This is a genomic window from Actinoplanes sp. NPDC089786 (assembly GCF_040684855.1).
Lineage (GTDB): Bacteria > Actinomycetota > Actinomycetes > Mycobacteriales > Micromonosporaceae > Actinoplanes.
The window spans coordinates 135,880-153,044 of sequence record NZ_JBFBGU010000006.1 but is presented as its reverse complement, the minus strand read 5'-3'; the positions used below and the strand labels follow the sequence as shown (position 1 = coordinate 153,044).

The following is a 17,165-nucleotide window of genomic DNA, read 5'->3' as shown; positions in this document are numbered from 1 at the left end:
CCTCGGACGGCCCGGCCAAACCGGACGAGAGGTGCGATGCTCCGAGGCGCGAGATGATCGCTACTGTCGGATCCATGAGCCAGAACAACCCGTTCGCGCGCCTCCCCGAGGTGCCCAGCTTCACGGTGACCAGCACGACGGTCGAGGACGGCGGGCCCTTCCCGGCGGCGCAGATGTCCGGCGCGTTCGGCGTGCCCGGCGGCCAGGACGCCTCGCCCCAGCTCTCCTGGAGCGGTGCGCCCGAGGGCACCAAGAGCTACGCCGTCACCGTCTACGACCCCGACGCGCCGACCCAGTCCGGCTTCTGGCACTGGTCGGTCGCCAACATCCCCGCCGACGTCACCTCGCTGCCCGAGGGCGCCGGCGACGAACCCGGTTCCGGCCTGCCCGCCGGCGCCTACCAGCTGGCCAACGACGCCGGCGCCGCCCGCTTCATCGGGGCCGCCCCGCCGGCCGGGCACGGCCAGCACCGCTACTTCATCGCCGTGCACGCCCTCGACACCGAGGACATCGGCGTGCCGGCCGAGGGGACGCCCGCGTTCCTCGGCTTCACGATCAGCAGCCACATCCTCGCCCGCGCCGTCCTGGTGGCGACCGCGGAGATCCCCGCCGACAGCTGATCACCATGGATATCGGGCGCGCCGGCCCGCCGGCGCGCCCCCTCCAAGGTGGGTGACACTCGATAGGCGTCACGGCGGGACGATCTGTATAGGGTGAGCCTGTGGCGGACGTCGAGGTGAGGGCGGCCGATGAGCGGTTGCGGCGCTTGGAGGCGGTGACCGACGCTGCGCTGAGCCATCTGGACGCCGGCGACCTGCTCGACGAGCTGCTCGACCGGGTCCGTGACCTGCTCGAGGTCGACACCGTCGCGGTGCTCCTGCTCGATCCGCACGCCCAACAACTGGTGGCGACCGCGGCCAAGGGCCTCGAGGACGAGGTGCGGCGCGGGTTCCGGCTGGCCGTCGGCCGCGGCTTCGCCGGGCGGGTCGCCGCCAGCCGGCAGCCGATCGCGCTGGCCGAGGTGGGTGCGACCGACGTGGTCAGCCCGATGCTGATCGAGATCGGGGTGCGGTCGCTGCTGGGTGTCCCGATGCTGGCCGGCGGCGAGCTGGTCGGGGTGCTTCACGTCGGCAGCTGCACGCCCCGGGTGTTCACCGACGACGACGTACGCCTGTTGCAGCTGGTGGCCGACCGGGCCGCCGCCGCCGGCGAGATCCGCGCCCACCGGGTCGAGCAGACCGCGGCCCTGGCCCTGCAACGCAGCCTGTTGCCGGCCAGCCTGCCACGTCCGCCCGGCCTCGATCTGGCGGCGCGGTTCGTGCCGGGTCACGAGTTCGGCGTCGGCGGCGACTGGTACGACGTGTTCACGCTGCCGTCGGGCTGGGTCGGTGTGGTCGTCGGCGACGTGTCCGGACACGGCTTGCAGGCCGCCGTCGTGATGGGCCGGATCAGGAGCGCGCTGCGGGCGTACGCGCTGGTCAGCGACGATCCCGCCGCCGCGCTCACGCTCCTGGACCGCAAGGTCCGGCATTTCGAGACGGCCAGCCTGGCGACCGTCCTCTACGCGATGATCGCGCCCGACCGCGACCGCGTGGTGATCTCGCTGGCCGGGCACCTCCCGCCGGTGCTGGCCCGGCTCGACGGCTCGTCCGCCCTGGCCGACGTCGCGGTCGACCCGCCGGCCGGGGTGGTCCGCCACCGGCCGCGCCGCAACACGACCCTGCCGCTGCCACCCGGGGCGGTGCTGGCCGGATACACCGACGGCCTGGTCGAACGCCGCGACCGGGTCATCGACGAGGGCCTTGACGAGCTGGTCGCCGCGGTGCGGGCCGGCCCGAGCGCCGAGCAGGTGTGTGCCGGCGTGATGACGGCCATCGACACCGAGGCGCCGACGGACGACATCGCGCTGCTGGTCATCCGTCGGTGCCGGTCAGGGTCGTGACCAGGGGCCTCGGTCAGGCCCGGTCGCCGTCGGCCTCGATGTCGATGCTGTCGACCCGGTTGGGATAGAACGCGATGTGCCCCTTGATGGCGGCGACCGCGTCGCGGGGGTTCTGGTATTCCCAGACCGCGTCGACCGCCTTCTCACCGCCGTCCGGGATGGAGTAGTAGCTGGCGTCGCCCTTGTACGGGCAGTACGACTCGGTCGAGGTGCGCTCGAGCGAGGCCTCGTCGACGTCGGTCAGCGGCAGGTACTGCACCGGCGGGTAGTCCGCCTCCTGCAGCGTCAGCGCGTTGCGCGTGTCGGCGATCACCTTGCCGGCGACCATCACCACGACCCGGTTGTGGTTCGGCGTGATCGTGATCGGGTGGTCCGGTCCTGGTTCGAGTACGGGCTTGTCGGCCATGCGATCCACTCTACGACGCACTTCTGACCGGCTCTTCCGTACCGCGAGCCCGGTGGTGGTGTTATGTCCACCCGTGGCCGGGGCTCAGCACTCCTGATCCGTACGGGGCGATTGCGCAGGCTTGTCCCTGACGACAGCGCCCACGGTCAGGGAGGCCATCATGCGGAGGCGAACCATTCTCACCGGCACGGCACTCGGGGTCGCCGGGGCCGCGCTGGGTTTGGCCCGGCCGGCCGGCGCCCGGGCCGGGTCGGCCGGCGGTGAGGTCCTGGCGATCCGCGGGGTGACCGTGATCGACGCGTCCGGTGGCGCCCGGCGCGGTCAGACCGTGCTCATCCGGGGCGGGCGCATCCTCGACGCCGGGCCGGCGCAACGGGTGCCGGTGCCGCACGGCGCGCGGATCGTCGACGGCGCCGGGAAACATCTCATCCCCGGCCTCGCCGACATGCACACCCACGCCGTCGGCATCGACGACACCGACCCCGAGCTGTACGTGCTCAACGGCGTCACGACCACGCGGCAGATGTCCGGCGGCGCCCTGGCCCGGCAGTGGCGGCAGCAGGTGGCCGACGGCGCCCGGCTCGGCCCGCGGTGGTCGATCGGCAGCCGGATCGTCGACGGGTCGCCCTCGCTGTGGGACGACCTCGACGGCGACGGCTCGGTGCACCTGGCCGTCGAGAACCCGGCGCAGGCCCGCGAGGCGGTCCGGCAGGAGCACGCCGCCGGCGCCGAGTTCATCAAGACGTACACCCGCCTGACCCGGGCTTCCTTCCTCGCCGTGGCCGACGAGTCGAACCGGCTCGGCCTGCCGTTCCTCGGCCATGTCCCGGACTTCGTCCAGCTCACCGAGGCGAGCGACCGTGGGATGCGGACCGTCGAGCACCTCTTCGAGATCTGGTACGACACGTCGGCCGACGAGGACCGGCTGCGCGCCGCCGTGGCCGCCGTGCCGATCGGCCGGGGCGAGTACAACGGCTGGTTCAACCGGATGCACCCGATCGAGTACGCCGCGGCCCGCAGCCATGACCGGCGCAAGGCCGAGAAGGTGTTCGGTCGCCTCGCCCGCAACGGGACGTTCTGCACGCCGACGCTGGCGCTGCACGAGACCAACGACAAGCCGGAACAGATCGACCGCCACGACCCGCGTTACCGGTACTTCAGTGCCGACGTGATCGGCTACTGGGACTGGGCCTTGGAGAATCAATACCTTCCCGGCCGTACGCCGAACCAGATCTCCCGCTCGAAGGAGCTGTTCCGGCGTCGTCTCGCGCTCACCGCCGACCTGGCCGCGGCCGGGGTCCCGCTGATGACCGGCACCGACCTCGGCACCACCTACCTGATGCCCGGCTTCAGCCTGCACGACGAGCTCGCCCTGCTCGTGCGGGCGGGCCTGGAACCGATCCAGGCCCTCGCCGCCGCCACCGTGAACCCGGCCCGCTACCTGGGCCGGCGTGACTCCGGCGTGGTCGCCCGGGGCGCGGTCGCCGACCTGGTCCTGCTCGACGCCGACCCGCTGCACGACATCCGCAACACGACCCGCGTCAACAGCGTCGTCGTCCAGGGCCGGCTCATCGGCCCGGCCGAGCGCGCCCGGCTGCTCGCCGACATCGAGGCCCTGGCCGGGCGACCCAAGCCGGCCGCCGCGGCCCCGGTCGCCACGGCCCCGGTCGCCTCTCGTGGTTGCCCCTGCTGACCAAGTAGCCTTGCCCGCCATGCAGCCCGCCTCGAAGCGCTCCACGCAGCCCGCCTCGAAGCCCTCCACCCAGCCCGCCTCGAAGCTGGAACGTCGCGTGGTGACCGCCGCCGAGCAGGCGCTGGCCCGCCAGCGTCACGTCAGCCCGCTCGACGTGCTGACCGGGCTGGGCTGGGTGCCGGCCGGCCTGGTGACCGACTGGCGGCAGGGCCGGGCGCCTCATCTGGAGGCGGTCGCGGCGGTGTCGTCCGACCGGCTGGCCGACGCGCTGGAGATCTTCCATCGCTGGGTGCGGAGCGGCGGCCTGCGCCCCAGCGAGGTCGAGTACGTGGCGGCGACCCGCGACCGGCGGCCGCTGCGTTTCACCGCCGCCGGCGACGACGCGCTGGAGCAGGCGTACCGGGTGCACTGGACGCCGGCCGAGCTGACCGACCAGCAGCGGGAGCGGCTGACCACCAGACAGAGCAAACCGCCGGACCTGGTCGTGGTGCTGCCGGCGCGGGCGTTCACGTGCGCCGGCTGCGGGCAGACGGCCGACGACATGCTGATGATGGAGGACGGCGGACCGATCTGCTTGACCTGCGCCGACCTCGACCACCTGGTGTTCCTGCCGGCCGGCGACGCGGCGCTGACCCGCCGCGCCAAACAGGCCAGCCGGCTCTCGGCGGTGGTGGTGCGGTTCAACAAGTCCCGGAGACGCAACGAGCGGCAGGGCCTGCTGGTGGAACAGGCCGCGGTCGAACAGGCCGAGCAGCAGTGCCTGTCCGACGAGGACGCGCGCGCCCGCCGCCGCGAGCGGGACCGGGAACGGCGCGAGGTCGCCGACGAGTCGTTCCAGCACGACCTGGCCGAACACATCGGCCGGCTGTTCCCCGGCTGCCCGCCGCCCCGCGCGCTCGCGATCAGCCGGCACACCGGCACCCGCGGCAGTGGCCGGGTGGGCCGCAGCGCCGCGGGGCGGGCGCTCGACCCGGACGCCGTGACGCGTGCGGTGGTCGCCTCGGTGCGGCATGAGGACACCGCGTACGACGAGATGTTGATGGCCGGCGTGCCGCGCGACGAGGCCCGGGAGCGGATCCGATCCGACATCGACCGGGTCCTCGAAGCGTGGCGACAGAAGTGATCTAGGCGATCTTCTCCGGCGGTGGGTCCACTGTGGGCACCGCCGGGGTGGCCTGGCCGTTGCTGCGCCCAAGGCGGGTCAGCAGGCCGGACAGGTCGACGCCGGTGAGGTCGGTGCCGAGTTGCAGACCCTGGGCGACGTTGCTGGCCACCGAGCGGGTCAGGGACGACGCGCCGTCGGTGGAGATGACCGTCAGTTTGTCGATCGCCCCGATCGGCCGGCTCGCCGCCTCCACCACCTGGGGCAGGACCTGGGCGAGCAGGTCGAGGATGGCCGCCTCGCCGTACCGGGCGAACGCGTCGGCCTTCAGCCGCATCGCCTCGGCGTCACCCTGGCCACGCGCCAGGGTGGCCGCGCCTTCCGCGGCGCCTTCCCGTTCGGCCGCCTCGGCCAGGGCGGACCGGCGGGCCCGCTCGCCCTCACCGTTCAGCCGGGCCTGCTCGGCGTCGGCCTGGGCCCGGGCGATGGTCGCCTGCCGGCGGGCGTCCGCGGCGAACACCTCGGCGTTGCGCGCCGCCTCGGCGCCCTGCTCGACCCGGTAGCGGTCGGCGTCGGCCGGCCGGCGTACCTCGATGTCGAGCTCTCGCTGTTTGAGTTCGGCCCGGCGTTCGGCGACCTTCTGCTGCTCGCTGAGGATCCCCTGCTCCTGCTCGGCCTTGGCCAGCGGGCCGGCCGCCGCCGAGCGCGCCTGCGCCGCCTCGACCTCGGCGCGGATCTGGGCCTTCTTGAGCTCGAGGTTGCGCTGCGCGGTGGCGATCGCCTCGTCGGCCAGCAGCCTGGCTTCCTGGGAGGCCTGCGTCGCCTTGGCCTCGGCGATCGCCGCGTCCTTGAGGATCCGGGCCGCCTCGGGCCGGCCCAGGTCCTGCAGGTAGCTGCCCTCGGTGAGGATGTCCTGCACCTGGAAGGTGTCCAGGACCAGGCCCTGGTTGGTCATCGAGTGCTCGGCCTCCTCGGCGACCGCGCTGGCGAACCGCACCCGGTCACCGATGATCTCCTCGATGGTCAGCCGTCCGACGATCGCCCGGAGCGAGCCGGCCAGCACCTCCCGGGTGAACTGGTCGATCTCCTTCTGCTGGTGCAGGAAGCGCTGGGCGGCCGCGCGGACCGCGTCCTCGGTGCCGCCGACCTTGACGATCGCCACCCCGTGCAGGTTGGCGCGGATGCCCTGCTTGCTGACCGCGCCCTGGATGTCGACCGAGATCCGCCGGCTGGACAGATCGAGCGACTGCTTGCGCTGGACGACCGGGAGCACGAAGACCGACGCGCCCATCACGACCTTCTGGCCGGAATTGTCGGTGGAGCGGGAACCCTGCGAGTCGGTCACCGATCGACCCCGGCGGCCGGTGATGATGAAGGCCTCGTTCGGGCCGGCGACCTTGATCCGGGACAGGACGAACATCACGAGCAGAAAGACGACGAGTACGCCGCCGGCGGTGGCGATCAACAGGGACATTCCGCGCTCCTTGGTCGATGCGGTGGTCAGCGCACGGGTGGGAGTGGTTCGACGACGACGCTGGCGTGGCTGGTCGCCTCGACCACGAAGACGTCGGCGCCGAGGGGCAGCGGCGATGAGGCACGGGCGGTCAGCTTCACCGGGTAGCCGGCGACGCGTACCCGTACCTCGCCGTACCCCTGCTCGGAAATCGGAGTGACCACCACCCCGATGGCGCCGACCAGATCAGCGCGACCGGGTGTGGCATCGGTCGGGATGTCGCGGGCCCACCGGGACAGACGGACCGCGAGGTAGGCGACAGGCACCGCGGCCGACAGGCCGATCGCGCCCGCGGCGGCCACACCACCAGGGGTATCAGCCCCGAGCAACTCGCTGGCGACGGCCGCGGCGAACCCGAACGCCCCGATGAAGGCGGCGATGGTCTGCGCCGAGGCGCCGCCGACCCCGCCGAACCCGATCAGGCCGAGCAGACCCGAGCCGATCAGGCCGAGCAGAAGGATCACGGCGCCCACCGCGCCGATCAACATGAAGACCAGCGTCACGCCGTCCACACTGGTCAAGACTACCGGTCACACCAAACCTGGACCTCGTAGTCGTTGAGCAGCCGGATCAGGGCGACGTTGATCGCGATGCCCCAGATCGACTGGAGGACCGCCCCGGTGAACAGCGAGACCAGGGCGCCGAGGATGTTGAGCGAGCACAGCGCGATCGCCAGGACCCGGGCCCAGTTGCGGCCCTGCCACACGAACACACCGCTCACGGCCTGCGCCGCGGACAGCGCGACCTGGAGGAAGACCAGGACGTAGAGGTAGGCCGGGACCGACTGGCCGTGGCTGGCCGAGTCGTTGACGATCGACATCAGCACGGCGGCGAACAGGATGCCCAGCCCGCCGAACACGATGAGCAGAATCGACAGCGTTTTCGCTTTGCGCGGCCGGGTGGGCTGGGGCGGGGTGGGTTCCGGACTGCTCTGAACGCCGGCTTCGTACAACGGAAACGCCTCCTTAGTGGACCCTCACGATGAGTGTGATTCGCCTTTCCGGGCCGGTCCATGCCGCACAGGTGCGGCATGGACCGGGGTCCGGTCGCGTGTCAAACTGCGGGCGTGTCCCTACCGCAGGCGGTCGACCTGCATCAACGGATCCGGTCGATCACCACCGGCGTGATCCTGCTGTCCCGGTTCGGCACCCTGGGCATGGTCGGGCTGAGCATCGTCGCGATCGCCCGGGCCGACGGCTACCTCAACCCGCCGGTGGCCGCGATCCTCTACCTCGCGGTCGCGGTGTGGAGCGTGGTGTACCTGCCGGTCGTCGCCCGGCACGACCCGATCCCGCGGCCGGTGCTGACCATCGACGTCGCGGTGACCTCGGTGGCCGTGGCGATCCTGCCGTGGACCCTGAGCGAAGAGGCGTTCGCGACGGTGGCGGTGCCCGACTTCGAGCCGGTCGCCGTCTCGACCGCGGTCGCCGTGGCCCTGGCCACCGCGTCCTGGCGGGCCACCATCGCCGGATGCCTGGCCCTGGCCGCGGCGTTCACCGTGGCCCAGTTCGCGTCACCCGACTACGCCGAGCTGGCGTCCACGGCCAACATCATCGGCTGGCAGGTGGTCACCGCCGCCTGCTGCTGCCTGTTCATCCGCCGCCTGCGGGCGGTCGCGGACGCGGTCGGCGTCGCCACCGACCAGGTGATCGCCGCCCGGGAACGCGTCGCCGCCCGACGCAGCCAGATCCAGCACTTCCACGAGCAGTTGCGCCGCCACCGGGCCCTGCACGACGGCCCGCTGCGCCTGCTCACCGCGATCGCCGGCCAGGGCCCTGCCGCCCACCCCGACGCGCGGGTGCGGCGCCAGGCCGCGATCAGCGCCAACGTGCTGCGCGGCGCGACCCCCGACGACCCCGACGGCACGCTCACCGAGCTTTCCCTGGCCCTGATCGAGGCCGGTAACGAGAGCGCCACGCAGGGCCTGCGGGTCGAGTACCACTTCGCCAACCTCCCCGAGACGCTCCCGCCCGAGGTGTTGCACGCGTTCCGGCACGCGACCGGCGAGGCCCTCGAGAACGTCGCCCGGCACGCCGGGATCAGCCGCGTACGTCTGACCGCCCTGACCGACCGCCGGTCCACACCCACGGTCACGGTGGCCGTCGTCGACCAGGGTCAAGGCTTCGAGCCCGACAAAACCACGCTGGGGTACGGAATGCAGCACTCGATCATCGCCCGCATGCACGAGGTCGGTGGCCTCGCCACCATCGACAGCCACCCCGGTCAGGGCACCCGGGTCGACCTGCGGTGGCCGGCGTGATCCGGGTCGCGATCATCCTGCGGTCGCCGGCATGATCCGGGTCGCGATCATCGACAACGACAAGCTGGTGCCGGCCGGCCTGCGCGCCCTGCTCGCCGGAACCGGCGACATCCAGGTCGTCCACGCCGCCACCACGGTCGGCGAACACCTGGTCGCCGCGCCCGACGCCGATGTGGTCCTGCTCGACCTGCGCCTCGAGGACGGCACCGAGGCCGCCGCCAACGTGGCCGAACTGCGCGGCCACGGCGCCCGGGTCCTGGTCTTCTCGGTCCACGGCGACCGCCGCCACGTACGCGCCACGGTCCGCGCCGGCGCCAGCGGCTACCTGGTCAAGGACGACGACGCCGCCAAACTGGCCGACGCCATCCGCAGCGTCCACAGCGGACAGCCGGCCCTCACCGCCGAGCTGATGAGCATCATCAACGACGACCCGCCCGAGCTCTCCCCCCAGGAGGCCAGGGCCCTCTACCTGTACGGAACCGGCAGCACCCTGGCCGCAACCGCACGCCGCATGGGCGTCACCATCCCCAGCGTCCGCTCCTACCTGACCCGCATCCGAGCCAAGTGGGCCGCCATCGACGAACCGGTCGACGACGTCCGCACCCTGGTAACCGAATACCAGCCCCGCCCGTCTCCCCGTGACATCTAGGATCGGCGCATGGCGCTGCGCCCCGTCCAGCTGAACATCAAGGCCGTCAACCAGTCGGTGGTCGCCCGCTTCTGGGCCGCAGCGCTCGGTTGGAGCATCCTGCACGAGGGCGTGACCACGTACGTAGGTCCCCCCGGCGATTTCATCTGGCCCGACCCGCGAACCGTCGGCATCGACGTCGTCCCCGTCCCGTCGGCCAAGACGCCGGCCAAGAACCGCGTACACCTGGACCTGGCCACCACCTCGGCAACCCACCAGAAAGAGCTGATCGCCCGCCTACAGTCCCTGGGCGCCGTCCCGGTCGACGTAGGCCAGAAGAACGTGCCATGGACGGTCCTGGCCGACCCCGAGGGCAACGAGTTCTGCGTCCTGGAGCCCCGCGACACCTACCAGAACACCGGCCCGATCGCCGCAGTGGTGATCGACTGCACCGACCCGCAGTCCATGGCCCACTTCTGGGGCGAGGCAATCGACTGGCCTGTGCATGAGACAACCGCCAACACCGCTACGCTCCGCGCTCCCCAGGGCACCGGCCCGTATCTCGAGTTCCTCCGCGTCCCCACCCCGAAGACCGCCGCCGACCGCATCCACCTCGACCTGATGCCATACCCCACGGACGACAAGGCGACCGAGGTGTCCCGCCTGCATTCCCTGGGCGCCACCGACCTCGACCTCGGCCAGGGCAACGTCCCCTGGACCTGCCTGACCGATCCCGACGGCCACGAGTTCTGCGTCCTGGCCTCGCCCTGACGTTTCACGGGAAGCCGCGAAAGACTCCATCAGTTCCCGCGTTCTCGGCGAAGTCGAAGAAGTCCATGTTGGCAATCGAGAGGTTAGCCTCGATGGCCGCGATCTCCCGAGGAATCGCCCGGCTCTCGTCACCACCGGCAAGGATCTCAAATCAGACAAGACCTGGCGCTTCGGTCGGTAGGCCCGCAGCCTCCGCGACCTCCAACATGCGCCTGTCGTAGGTGAGCAAGGTGTCGAGGGAATCGCCGAGAATCTGGGCGCTGGCCACGTGGACGGCGTCGAGCGTTCGAAGGCCGCCCGACAGATGGGCCGCTGCGTCGCGAACCTCTTCGGTGAGCAAAATTTCGGTGAACCCGGCGACGAGGTCGCGCATGAGGCCGGGGTAGTCACCGATCCGATCCATCGTACGAACCGTCTCGACGAACCCAAGGCTGCTTGTCGCCATCGGCATAGCCGGCCGACCAGCCAGGAACTCACGCAGTTCTTTCTCGTAAGTTCGCCTCGAGAGCAGCGTGACGAGGGCAGACGAGTCGAGGTAGATCACCGATCGTCCTCGGCTCTCGCGGCGAGCAACAGGTCAAGCGGCGACACGCCGGCCGGAATCTCGTACGTCGGTAGCCGGTCGAGATCGGCGGTTGTGGTTGCCTTGAGCCGGACCAGGCCCTTGGCCACCAAGGGTGAGTAACGGCCCAAACCACTGGTTCCTGGTAGCAGCACGGCGATGACCTTGCCGTGGCGGGTGACCTCGATAGCCTCGCCGTGCTCGACGCGAGCGAACATGGCGCTCGGGTTGTAAGAGAACTCTCGGACTGAAACCGAACTCATCGGGCAACTCCTCTCCGGAAGTCCCTACTTGCGAGGAGTGTACCTACAAAATCGAACCCTTCCCACGAGAACTCGTGTCGCGATGAGCGTCCTGGACCACCTCGCGGCCGACGACCCAGCCGAGCCATCAGAGGCTTACAGCGTGGCCGGCCGCTGCGCACGCGTTGTCCTCGGAGCCGAGCCCGCGCGGAGCGGTGGCTCCGGCGCAGGCTTACCGAGCGCCTGTCTCGGCCTCGTAATCGGCCTCAGGGCCACCGCAGCAGTCGATGTGAGCGACCCAGGCGTAGATCGCCGGCTCTTGCTCCTGGTACGCGGCGTTGTAGCGGCGCATATCTTCGAGTAGGTGATAGAGGCCCAGGTAACGCGGGTCGTCGGCATCATCGGAACGAGGCCCGCTCGGGCGTGTGGACGAGAACGACGGCCGGAAGCCGCACGCCTCGGCGTATCGCGCCCCGGATCTGCTTGATCTTGGCGATGCCCTCGAAGGCGTCGGGATCATCCTGGAGCTGCCACCTCTGAATCGCCCGGCAGTTCCGCACCGCCCTTCGCGTGGCGCTGCGCCGCCACGACAAGCCCAAGTCCCGCGACATGGCCCTGCAACGCTACGGCCTCGGCCGCACCCGTCGCCCAGTTCCGGCCGCGAACATCGCCCGCGCCGCCGGTGTAACCGCCGCCACCGTCACCCGCTGGATCAGAGACGCTGTAGGCACCGTGAGTGCCAGCGCCCGATGCCAAGCCATCCCCGCATGACCGCCGGCGACCGCGCCTGCGACACGGACCTGCGCTCGGTGTTCCCAGGTACAGCGGCGACAACTGCGGACCGGACGCGTAACCGCCGTTGTGGTCACCGCCGCGACCCCGTTCGAAGCAGTCCGCAGGCGGTCAGCCGGCGGAGTGCCGCTCTAACGGAAATTCCCATTCAGTGGCAAGGGAGCCATCATCGTCAAGGCCAAACTGTCGCAACTGCAGGGCGCGAGCTGAGTCTCCAGCTAATTCCCACAAATCGGCAAGGCGGTGAAGCGCGCCAGGATCGCTGCGGTCGGCTGCCTTTCGCGTCAGAGCTTCTGCAGCGATCGGATCACCGTTCTGCTCCCTCAGCCCAGCTAGCCGGGACAACGCAAGGCGATCGCCCAATTCGGCAGCCCGGAGCGCAAAGGCCTCCGCGCCGGGTTGAACGTCTTCACGCTCCCGCAGCTCAGCAAGCCGGAACATCGCATCGGGATCGTCGAGTTCGGCTGCCTGGCGATAGAGGGTCTCAGCGCTGCTGGCGTCGCCTGCGTTGTCCCGTAACTCAGCCAAGCCGCACAAGACTCTAGGAACACCGCGAACAGCCGCTTCCAGGGCCAAGGTTTGACCGCTGGCCGAGTCAGCGGCCTGCTCATACTGCTTCACCAGCCACAACATGGCATCGGGATCGCCTTCATCGGCGGCCTCCCGGTAAAGGGCCTCGGCACCGGATTCGTCGCCAATCTGCTCCCGCAACTCCGCCAACCAGCACAACGCCCGGATGTTACCGTTTTGGACGGACCGTCGGTACAAGACCTCAGCGCCGACGAAGTTACCCGCCCGTTTGCGCCTTTCGGCCAACCGGCCGAAGGCAAGGCCATTTCCGCAGGCGACAGCCCTGAGAACGAGAGCTTCCGCCCCGGCCGAATCGCCTGCGTCATCGTGTATCTCGGCCAGCCTTGTCAGGGCGAACGGGTCACCGCGGTCAGCGGCAAGTCGGTAGAGGGCCTCGGCGCCCGAATGATCACCGAGTTCCTCTCGGACCTCGGCCCGCCACATTAACGCGATGGGATCACCACGATCGGCGGCTTGCTGCGCTAGTTCCTCTGCACCGGCAAGGTCACCGAGCCTCTCACACAGTTCGGCCAGCCGGAGCGGCGCGGCTGGATCGCCGTAGTCGGCAGCTCTCCAATATATCGTGGCCGCACGGTGGTACCGACCTGCGTTCTCCGCCTCCTCACCGAGGTCTTGCAGCACCGCAGTGTCGGTAATGACGCTTGCGACCGCTTGCCAAAACGACGAAGGGGGGTAGATATCCGCACGCTCAATGCCGCCAAGTTGCTCCAGATAATCAGCAAGGCGGTAGCAGGGCGGCTTGACGCCTGCGGTATCGTCGCCGGGGCGCGGCCGGAAATGCGTGAGCGGGCCGGATATTCCATAGCATTCTGCCGACGTATAGGCCAGAGCTTGCTTCAGCCAGTCCTCACCGGTTTGGTTCCATTCGTGATCGGTAAGGTAGTCGGGTGCGGCTTGTTCGAGTAGGGCATGCGGAATGTGTGTGAGTTGCGAAAGACGACAGGCATCGATCGCAACATGGACGATAGCGCGAGCGGCCGGTGGGGCGTTGCGGTACTGGCGCACCAGCCGAACAGCACCCGCCAGGTACTGGGTTATCCGGCCAGCTTCGGCCGCGTCAAGAGCTTCGGCCAAGCGCGGATCGCTGTCGGCCGCAGCATGCAACGCTTCGAGATCAGCGCCGGCGAAGGCGTCGGCAACCGAGATGTCCGTGCCAGACAGCAGGGTCCGGGACTGCGGCCGGAAATCCCATTGCCCGGTTGGTGGCTGGATAGCCAAGTCCGCCCAATATTGTGGCCAAACGGTGGCCAGGACCAACACAGGCCCACGTTGTGGTGTGCGCAGCAGTTCGCGCAATCCGGCCGCGATCCGCTCACTCAGCGAAATATCAGCGGTGAGGAGGTAGCGCTGGGCTTCGTTGAGCCAGACCACAGTGTATGGGCCAATCGAGTCCATGCCGTTGATGAGAGCTTCTGCCGGATTGGGGCTGATGGGATGCCACAGCCGCCATCGCGTCGGTAGTCGCTGCACGGCCTCCCAGCATGCCCGGGTCTTTCCTGTTGATGACCCTCCGACCAGCGTGACCATTTTGCTATGGCCACGCATAGCTGCGTCGACCTCGCGCGCTAGTAGGTCGTCATGAGCACGTGACACATATGACGGTAGAGCGGGTAAACGCGCAACGCATTCGGCCACCTCAATCGACCGATGCACCTCCAGCGCAAATGCCGTGAATTCGCTTACGGGGCTACCCAACCGCGGTGACGGAGAGCTGGTCCCGGCGCGCACCCACATCGAGCGAATCTGCCTTACAACGGCGGCTACCTCTCGACCTGCGACGCTTGCCAGCGCCGCAGCGAGAGTGTCTACGTCGTGCTGGTTGGGTGGAACCTCTTCGTCGCCGATGATCCGGCCTATCGTGTCCCGCTTGGGCACCCCCGCCAGATCCAACTCCTGGGCCAACCGCGCCACTTCGGAGGCCATCTCGTCCAAGGTGGGCTTCCCAGCCACCGCATATAGCTGTCGACTGCTTGTCCACCAGTAACCCGACATCACCGCTCACGGAGTGAGAGAAGAGCGACTCCTAGCGGCATGAACTCTTGATCAATAACCGATATGACCATTTTGCCGTCAGCGCCACCTCGGAGCAGCGTGGGCAAATGATCCGATCCTGACTTAGGGTAGCTTGATATTTACCCTAAGCAATGTCTGCTGGTTGGAGATCGGCGATGACGGGCAGCAACCACAGGGCCAACTGCGCAAATGCCAAGAATCCGGGGTGTGTATGCTCCGGCTGCGGCGGCGCCCTGCATGGCTGGCACGGTTGGACCGAGCTTGCGGCTGACACCGATCAGGCCCGCCTCAACCGCCGCGTCGAGATCGAGGCCAAGGTCGAACGAGACCGACACACTGGCCTTCTGGGTTTCAATACGCGGAACCGGCAAGCCTTCATCGACCTTGCCCGTTTGGACCTCGCGGATTACCTGTCGAGATCCAGTCCGCCGACGCCCCCTGCCGGCCCAGTCCTTCCACAGGTCGATCTTTCCAACCCTACAACGTTCTCATCTGACTTCGGAAAACTGAATACCCTCGCCGGAACGGTGATGGCCGAAGCTTGGGGCGAGATCGAGCCCAAAATCGAGGCTCAAGTAGGAGATAAGCGCACTGCGAACGAGGTGAAAAAGCAACTGGCTAACCACACCTGGTGCACTCTGCTGGTCACCTTGATTCGCTGGCTTGAGCAGGTCAAAGACACACTGCAGGTAGTAGCCGACGCAGGAAAAAGGCTCTTGGAACGAGCGCTGACCAAAAGCTTGACAGGATTGTCCAAAGCATTGGCTAGCATAGTAGTGGGGATAGTCATCGACAAGGTCTGGTCAATCCTGGCCAGACTCCTGGAGGCACACTTCCCGTTGCTTGGTGAGGATTCTTTGCGGGTGCTGCGCATTCTGGCCGTTTTCACCTGTCCATCCATTGAGCATCATCCGGCGGTATACAAGTACACGGTCAGGCCGTTGACGGGGGACGCACTTAACTTGATCTCCCAGGATGTCAAGGACCAGGTCGCCACGCTTTTCAATGCGTGGTGGCATCGACGCTGCCCTGAAGCCATCGCTTAGATGACCACATTCGCTTCTCAAGAGCACTTACGTGGCTGCTCGACCGGGGCCCGCGTCGATGACGTAAAGACTGCTGGATGAGGCGATCAGTGGGACGCATCCAGGTAATGGGTCCGGAAGTCCAGAAAGGCAGCCGCCGAGCGAAGCGAGGCGCACCTAAGGCATCGGGCCGCCACCTGTCCAACAGGCGCGACCACCGCACCGTGGGGTCCGGGGGTCGCCCCCGGAGCTGGCATGAGTGGGCCGGACGTTGCGCCATACGAACCGCTTAACCGTCGTCTCCGGTGCCGCGCTACCAATCCGCACGACCAGACGAAGGCATGCGCGGTAGGCGGCATGAGACCGTCAACTGGCGAAGACGACGCCGGGCGGGAACTCGCCTTCCTTCTGCCACGCCCCTTTGATCTTCGCTGCCACCGCGCTGGCCGCAGAGTCGAAACGGCCGTCCTCGGCCGCGACCTGCCAGGTGCGCTTGTCGATTCTCAGCGTCCGGTCGAACTGGCGATCCAGCCCGAATTCGTACCGGACCTCGTCCGCGGTCTCGGCGACCTTGCGCCCAACGACCATCATGCCCATGGTCACCTCCAGGGTTTCGAGTAGTCCTCGTAGGTCGGGGCAGGGATTCGATTCTGCCAGCTGGAAACCTCGTTGGCTGCGGCGTGCGCCTGTTCGTATGTGGCGCCCGGATGGGCGTCGTAGTAGCGAGCCTCCGCGGACTCGTGTTCCAGCAAGGCGACGTCGTCGGGTATGGCGCTTCCGGAACGTAGCCGCAGCCACGCCTCGGCCATGTCGGGGCTGGCGTCGTAACGCCGATGTACGACTCCGCCGTCGTAGTCGGTGAGCGGGTGTTCCTCGAAGAAGATGTGGTCCCGGATCCGGTCGATCTCCTCGGGTGAGAACCCTGTTGAGCCGTCGAGCCGCATGACATCCTGCAGATGGCTCGCGATGACGTCAGCGTCAGCATTCTCCCGGATGTGGTCGTAGGCGTCGTTAGCCCATTGATCCTGACGCTCGTAGTCGGCTGCGTTTCGCGGCCGGCTGGAATGACCGCCGTGAAGGGCGTCACCGGCATAGCCTCCCGACGTGGCGGCCATACCACTGCCTGCACGCCCTGCTCGGATGACCGCCGCGACCGTCTCCTCGGCCTCTGCGATGCTGGCCGCGGCGCGTGGCCGCATCGCAGGTCCTCGATCACGGCCGCGCCGACTTGACGGTGTCACATCGTCGCCTGCTCCACCGTGCGTTCTCGCTCGGCCGGTCACGGCCCTCGAAATTAGCAGGACCGTCCAAGGCTGGAACCGGAGTTCCCAGCCTCGCATCCGCCATGACGCGGCCCGAGGCAAGAGGAACAGCGACGCACCACCGGGGGCGGGTCGCCATCAACGGTTCGCGCAAGTCGCATTCGCCGACGCAAAGAAGCACGTCAGCCTCATGGTGGGCCGGACGTTGCACCATGCAAACCACCCCATCGTCGTCAGCGGCAACCCGCTGCCGCCCGAGCTCGCTCGAAGCAAGAGGGGGCTTGCCGACTGAAGGAGATCCGCTCCGCGTCCGCCGTGGTCCGCTGCGAACGAACGCTCGCAAAACATTGACTGACCTAAATG

The 17,165-nt window shown here is 68.6% G+C and carries 18 protein-coding genes; 8 read left to right on the top strand and 10 right to left on the bottom strand.

All coding sequences use genetic code 11. The annotated features are described in order from the left end of the window. The first annotated feature begins 74 nt into the window (after positions 1-74). Complete coding sequence (locus AB0O15_RS21105; protein ID WP_364320827.1) at positions 75-620, top strand: YbhB/YbcL family Raf kinase inhibitor-like protein; 546 nt, start codon at positions 75-77, stop codon at positions 618-620. Positions 621-721: 101 nt separating this feature from the next. Beyond that, positions 722-1,942: a GAF domain-containing SpoIIE family protein phosphatase gene (locus AB0O15_RS21100; protein ID WP_364320824.1), complete on the top strand. Its 1,221-nt coding sequence runs from the start codon at positions 722-724 to the stop codon at positions 1,940-1,942. A 13-nt stretch (positions 1,943-1,955) separates the two neighbouring features. Here the strand turns inward: AB0O15_RS21100 and AB0O15_RS21095 are convergent, their stop codons facing one another. Beyond that, positions 1,956-2,348, bottom strand: coding sequence for a DUF427 domain-containing protein (locus AB0O15_RS21095; protein ID WP_364320821.1), 393 nt, complete (start codon positions 2,346-2,348; stop codon positions 1,956-1,958). Between the two features lie 160 nt (positions 2,349-2,508). Between AB0O15_RS21095 and AB0O15_RS21090 the strand changes: the two genes are divergently transcribed. Further along, a complete protein-coding gene (locus tag AB0O15_RS21090; protein ID WP_364320818.1) occupies positions 2,509-4,041 on the top strand; it encodes an amidohydrolase family protein in 1,533 nt (510 codons plus the stop codon). Positions 4,042-4,060: 19 nt separating this feature from the next. Beyond that, positions 4,061-5,164 (top strand): DUF2293 domain-containing protein, encoded by a 1,104-nt coding sequence (locus AB0O15_RS21085; protein WP_364320815.1) that lies wholly within the window; start codon positions 4,061-4,063, stop codon positions 5,162-5,164. Position 5,165: 1 nt separating this feature from the next. Here AB0O15_RS21085 and AB0O15_RS21080 read toward each other — a convergent pair whose 3' ends face one another. From AB0O15_RS21080 to AB0O15_RS21070, 3 genes are read right to left on the bottom strand one after another with little or no spacing between them, the layout of a single operon-like run. Beyond that, on the bottom strand, positions 5,166-6,617 hold the full coding sequence (locus AB0O15_RS21080) for an SPFH domain-containing protein (protein WP_364320812.1): 1,452 nt from the start codon (positions 6,615-6,617) through the stop codon (positions 5,166-5,168). Between the two features lie 26 nt (positions 6,618-6,643). Continuing rightward, the gene (locus AB0O15_RS21075) at positions 6,644-7,144 is read right to left on the bottom strand and encodes a hypothetical protein (RefSeq protein ID WP_364321291.1); all 501 of its coding nucleotides are present in this window, start codon (positions 7,142-7,144) and stop codon (positions 6,644-6,646) included. Positions 7,145-7,179: 35 nt separating this feature from the next. Continuing rightward, a complete protein-coding gene (locus AB0O15_RS21070; protein ID WP_364320809.1) occupies positions 7,180-7,608 on the bottom strand; it encodes a hypothetical protein in 429 nt (142 codons plus the stop codon). Positions 7,609-7,722: 114 nt separating this feature from the next. Between AB0O15_RS21070 and AB0O15_RS21065 the strand changes: the two genes are divergently transcribed. The 3 genes from AB0O15_RS21065 to AB0O15_RS21055 are packed head-to-tail and all read left to right on the top strand — an operon-like array spanning position 7,723 to position 10,315. Continuing rightward, entirely contained in the window at positions 7,723-8,916 is a 1,194-nt protein-coding gene (locus AB0O15_RS21065; RefSeq protein WP_364320806.1) for an ATP-binding protein, read from the top strand. 31 nt (positions 8,917-8,947) lie between these two features. Further along, the gene (locus tag AB0O15_RS21060; RefSeq protein WP_364320803.1) at positions 8,948-9,565 is read left to right on the top strand and encodes a response regulator transcription factor; all 618 of its coding nucleotides are present in this window, start codon (positions 8,948-8,950) and stop codon (positions 9,563-9,565) included. A gap of 9 nt (positions 9,566-9,574) precedes the next feature. Beyond that, a complete protein-coding gene (locus AB0O15_RS21055) occupies positions 9,575-10,315 on the top strand; it encodes a VOC family protein (RefSeq protein ID WP_364320800.1) in 741 nt (246 codons plus the stop codon). Positions 10,316-10,466: 151 nt separating this feature from the next. Here the strand turns inward: AB0O15_RS21055 and AB0O15_RS21050 are convergent, their stop codons facing one another. From AB0O15_RS21050 to AB0O15_RS21035, 4 genes are all read right to left on the bottom strand, one after another. Beyond that, positions 10,467-10,859 (bottom strand): type II toxin-antitoxin system VapC family toxin, encoded by a 393-nt coding sequence (locus AB0O15_RS21050; RefSeq protein WP_364320797.1) that lies wholly within the window; start codon positions 10,857-10,859, stop codon positions 10,467-10,469. Further along, positions 10,856-11,140: a type II toxin-antitoxin system Phd/YefM family antitoxin gene (locus AB0O15_RS21045; RefSeq protein WP_364320795.1), complete on the bottom strand. Its 285-nt coding sequence runs from the start codon at positions 11,138-11,140 to the stop codon at positions 10,856-10,858. The genes AB0O15_RS21050 and AB0O15_RS21045 overlap by 4 nt, the downstream gene beginning before the upstream one ends. Positions 11,141-11,517: 377 nt before the next feature. Next, positions 11,518-11,730 carry a hypothetical protein gene (locus tag AB0O15_RS21040; RefSeq protein WP_364320792.1) on the bottom strand — a complete coding sequence of 71 codons (213 nt, stop codon included), beginning with the start codon at positions 11,728-11,730 and terminating at the stop codon, positions 11,518-11,520. 292 nt (positions 11,731-12,022) lie between these two features. Then, positions 12,023-14,425: a hypothetical protein gene (locus AB0O15_RS21035; RefSeq protein ID WP_364320789.1), complete on the bottom strand. Its 2,403-nt coding sequence runs from the start codon at positions 14,423-14,425 to the stop codon at positions 12,023-12,025. 245 nt (positions 14,426-14,670) lie between these two features. Between AB0O15_RS21035 and AB0O15_RS21030 the strand changes: the two genes are divergently transcribed. Next, positions 14,671-15,561: a hypothetical protein gene (locus AB0O15_RS21030; protein WP_364320786.1), complete on the top strand. Its 891-nt coding sequence runs from the start codon at positions 14,671-14,673 to the stop codon at positions 15,559-15,561. 345 nt (positions 15,562-15,906) lie between these two features. On the opposite strand, the gene AB0O15_RS21025 is transcribed toward AB0O15_RS21030, so the two are convergent. Next, positions 15,907-16,137, bottom strand: coding sequence for a hypothetical protein (locus tag AB0O15_RS21025; RefSeq protein WP_364320783.1), 231 nt, complete (start codon positions 16,135-16,137; stop codon positions 15,907-15,909). 2 nt (positions 16,138-16,139) lie between these two features. Continuing rightward, positions 16,140-16,739, bottom strand: a complete 600-nt coding sequence (locus AB0O15_RS21020; RefSeq protein WP_364320780.1) for a hypothetical protein — start codon at positions 16,737-16,739, stop codon at positions 16,140-16,142. Positions 16,740-17,165 lie beyond the last annotated feature (426 nt).

Excerpts from the sequence above, each read along its gene's own strand:
- AB0O15_RS21105 (WP_364320827.1), top strand. The coding sequence starts at position 75 with ATGAGCCAGAACAACCCGTTCGCGCGCCTCCCCGAGGTGCCCAGCTTC.
- AB0O15_RS21095 (WP_364320821.1), bottom strand. The coding sequence starts at position 2,348 with ATGGCCGACAAGCCCGTACTCGAACCAGGACCGGACCACCCGATCACG.
- AB0O15_RS21090 (WP_364320818.1), top strand. The coding sequence starts at position 2,509 with ATGCGGAGGCGAACCATTCTCACCGGCACGGCACTCGGGGTCGCCGGG.
- AB0O15_RS21085 (WP_364320815.1), top strand. The coding sequence starts at position 4,061 with ATGCAGCCCGCCTCGAAGCGCTCCACGCAGCCCGCCTCGAAGCCCTCC.
- AB0O15_RS21080 (WP_364320812.1), bottom strand. The coding sequence starts at position 6,617 with ATGTCCCTGTTGATCGCCACCGCCGGCGGCGTACTCGTCGTCTTTCTG.
- AB0O15_RS21075 (WP_364321291.1), bottom strand. The coding sequence starts at position 7,144 with ATGTTGATCGGCGCGGTGGGCGCCGTGATCCTTCTGCTCGGCCTGATC.
- AB0O15_RS21060 (WP_364320803.1), top strand. The coding sequence starts at position 8,948 with ATGATCCGGGTCGCGATCATCGACAACGACAAGCTGGTGCCGGCCGGC.
- AB0O15_RS21055 (WP_364320800.1), top strand. The coding sequence starts at position 9,575 with ATGGCGCTGCGCCCCGTCCAGCTGAACATCAAGGCCGTCAACCAGTCG.
- AB0O15_RS21045 (WP_364320795.1), bottom strand. The coding sequence starts at position 11,140 with ATGAGTTCGGTTTCAGTCCGAGAGTTCTCTTACAACCCGAGCGCCATG.
- AB0O15_RS21040 (WP_364320792.1), bottom strand. The coding sequence starts at position 11,730 with ATGTCGCGGGACTTGGGCTTGTCGTGGCGGCGCAGCGCCACGCGAAGG.
- AB0O15_RS21035 (WP_364320789.1), bottom strand. The coding sequence starts at position 14,425 with ATGGCCTCCGAAGTGGCGCGGTTGGCCCAGGAGTTGGATCTGGCGGGG.
- AB0O15_RS21030 (WP_364320786.1), top strand. The coding sequence starts at position 14,671 with ATGACGGGCAGCAACCACAGGGCCAACTGCGCAAATGCCAAGAATCCG.
- AB0O15_RS21025 (WP_364320783.1), bottom strand. The coding sequence starts at position 16,137 with ATGGGCATGATGGTCGTTGGGCGCAAGGTCGCCGAGACCGCGGACGAG.
- AB0O15_RS21020 (WP_364320780.1), bottom strand. The coding sequence starts at position 16,739 with ATGCGGCCACGCGCCGCGGCCAGCATCGCAGAGGCCGAGGAGACGGTC.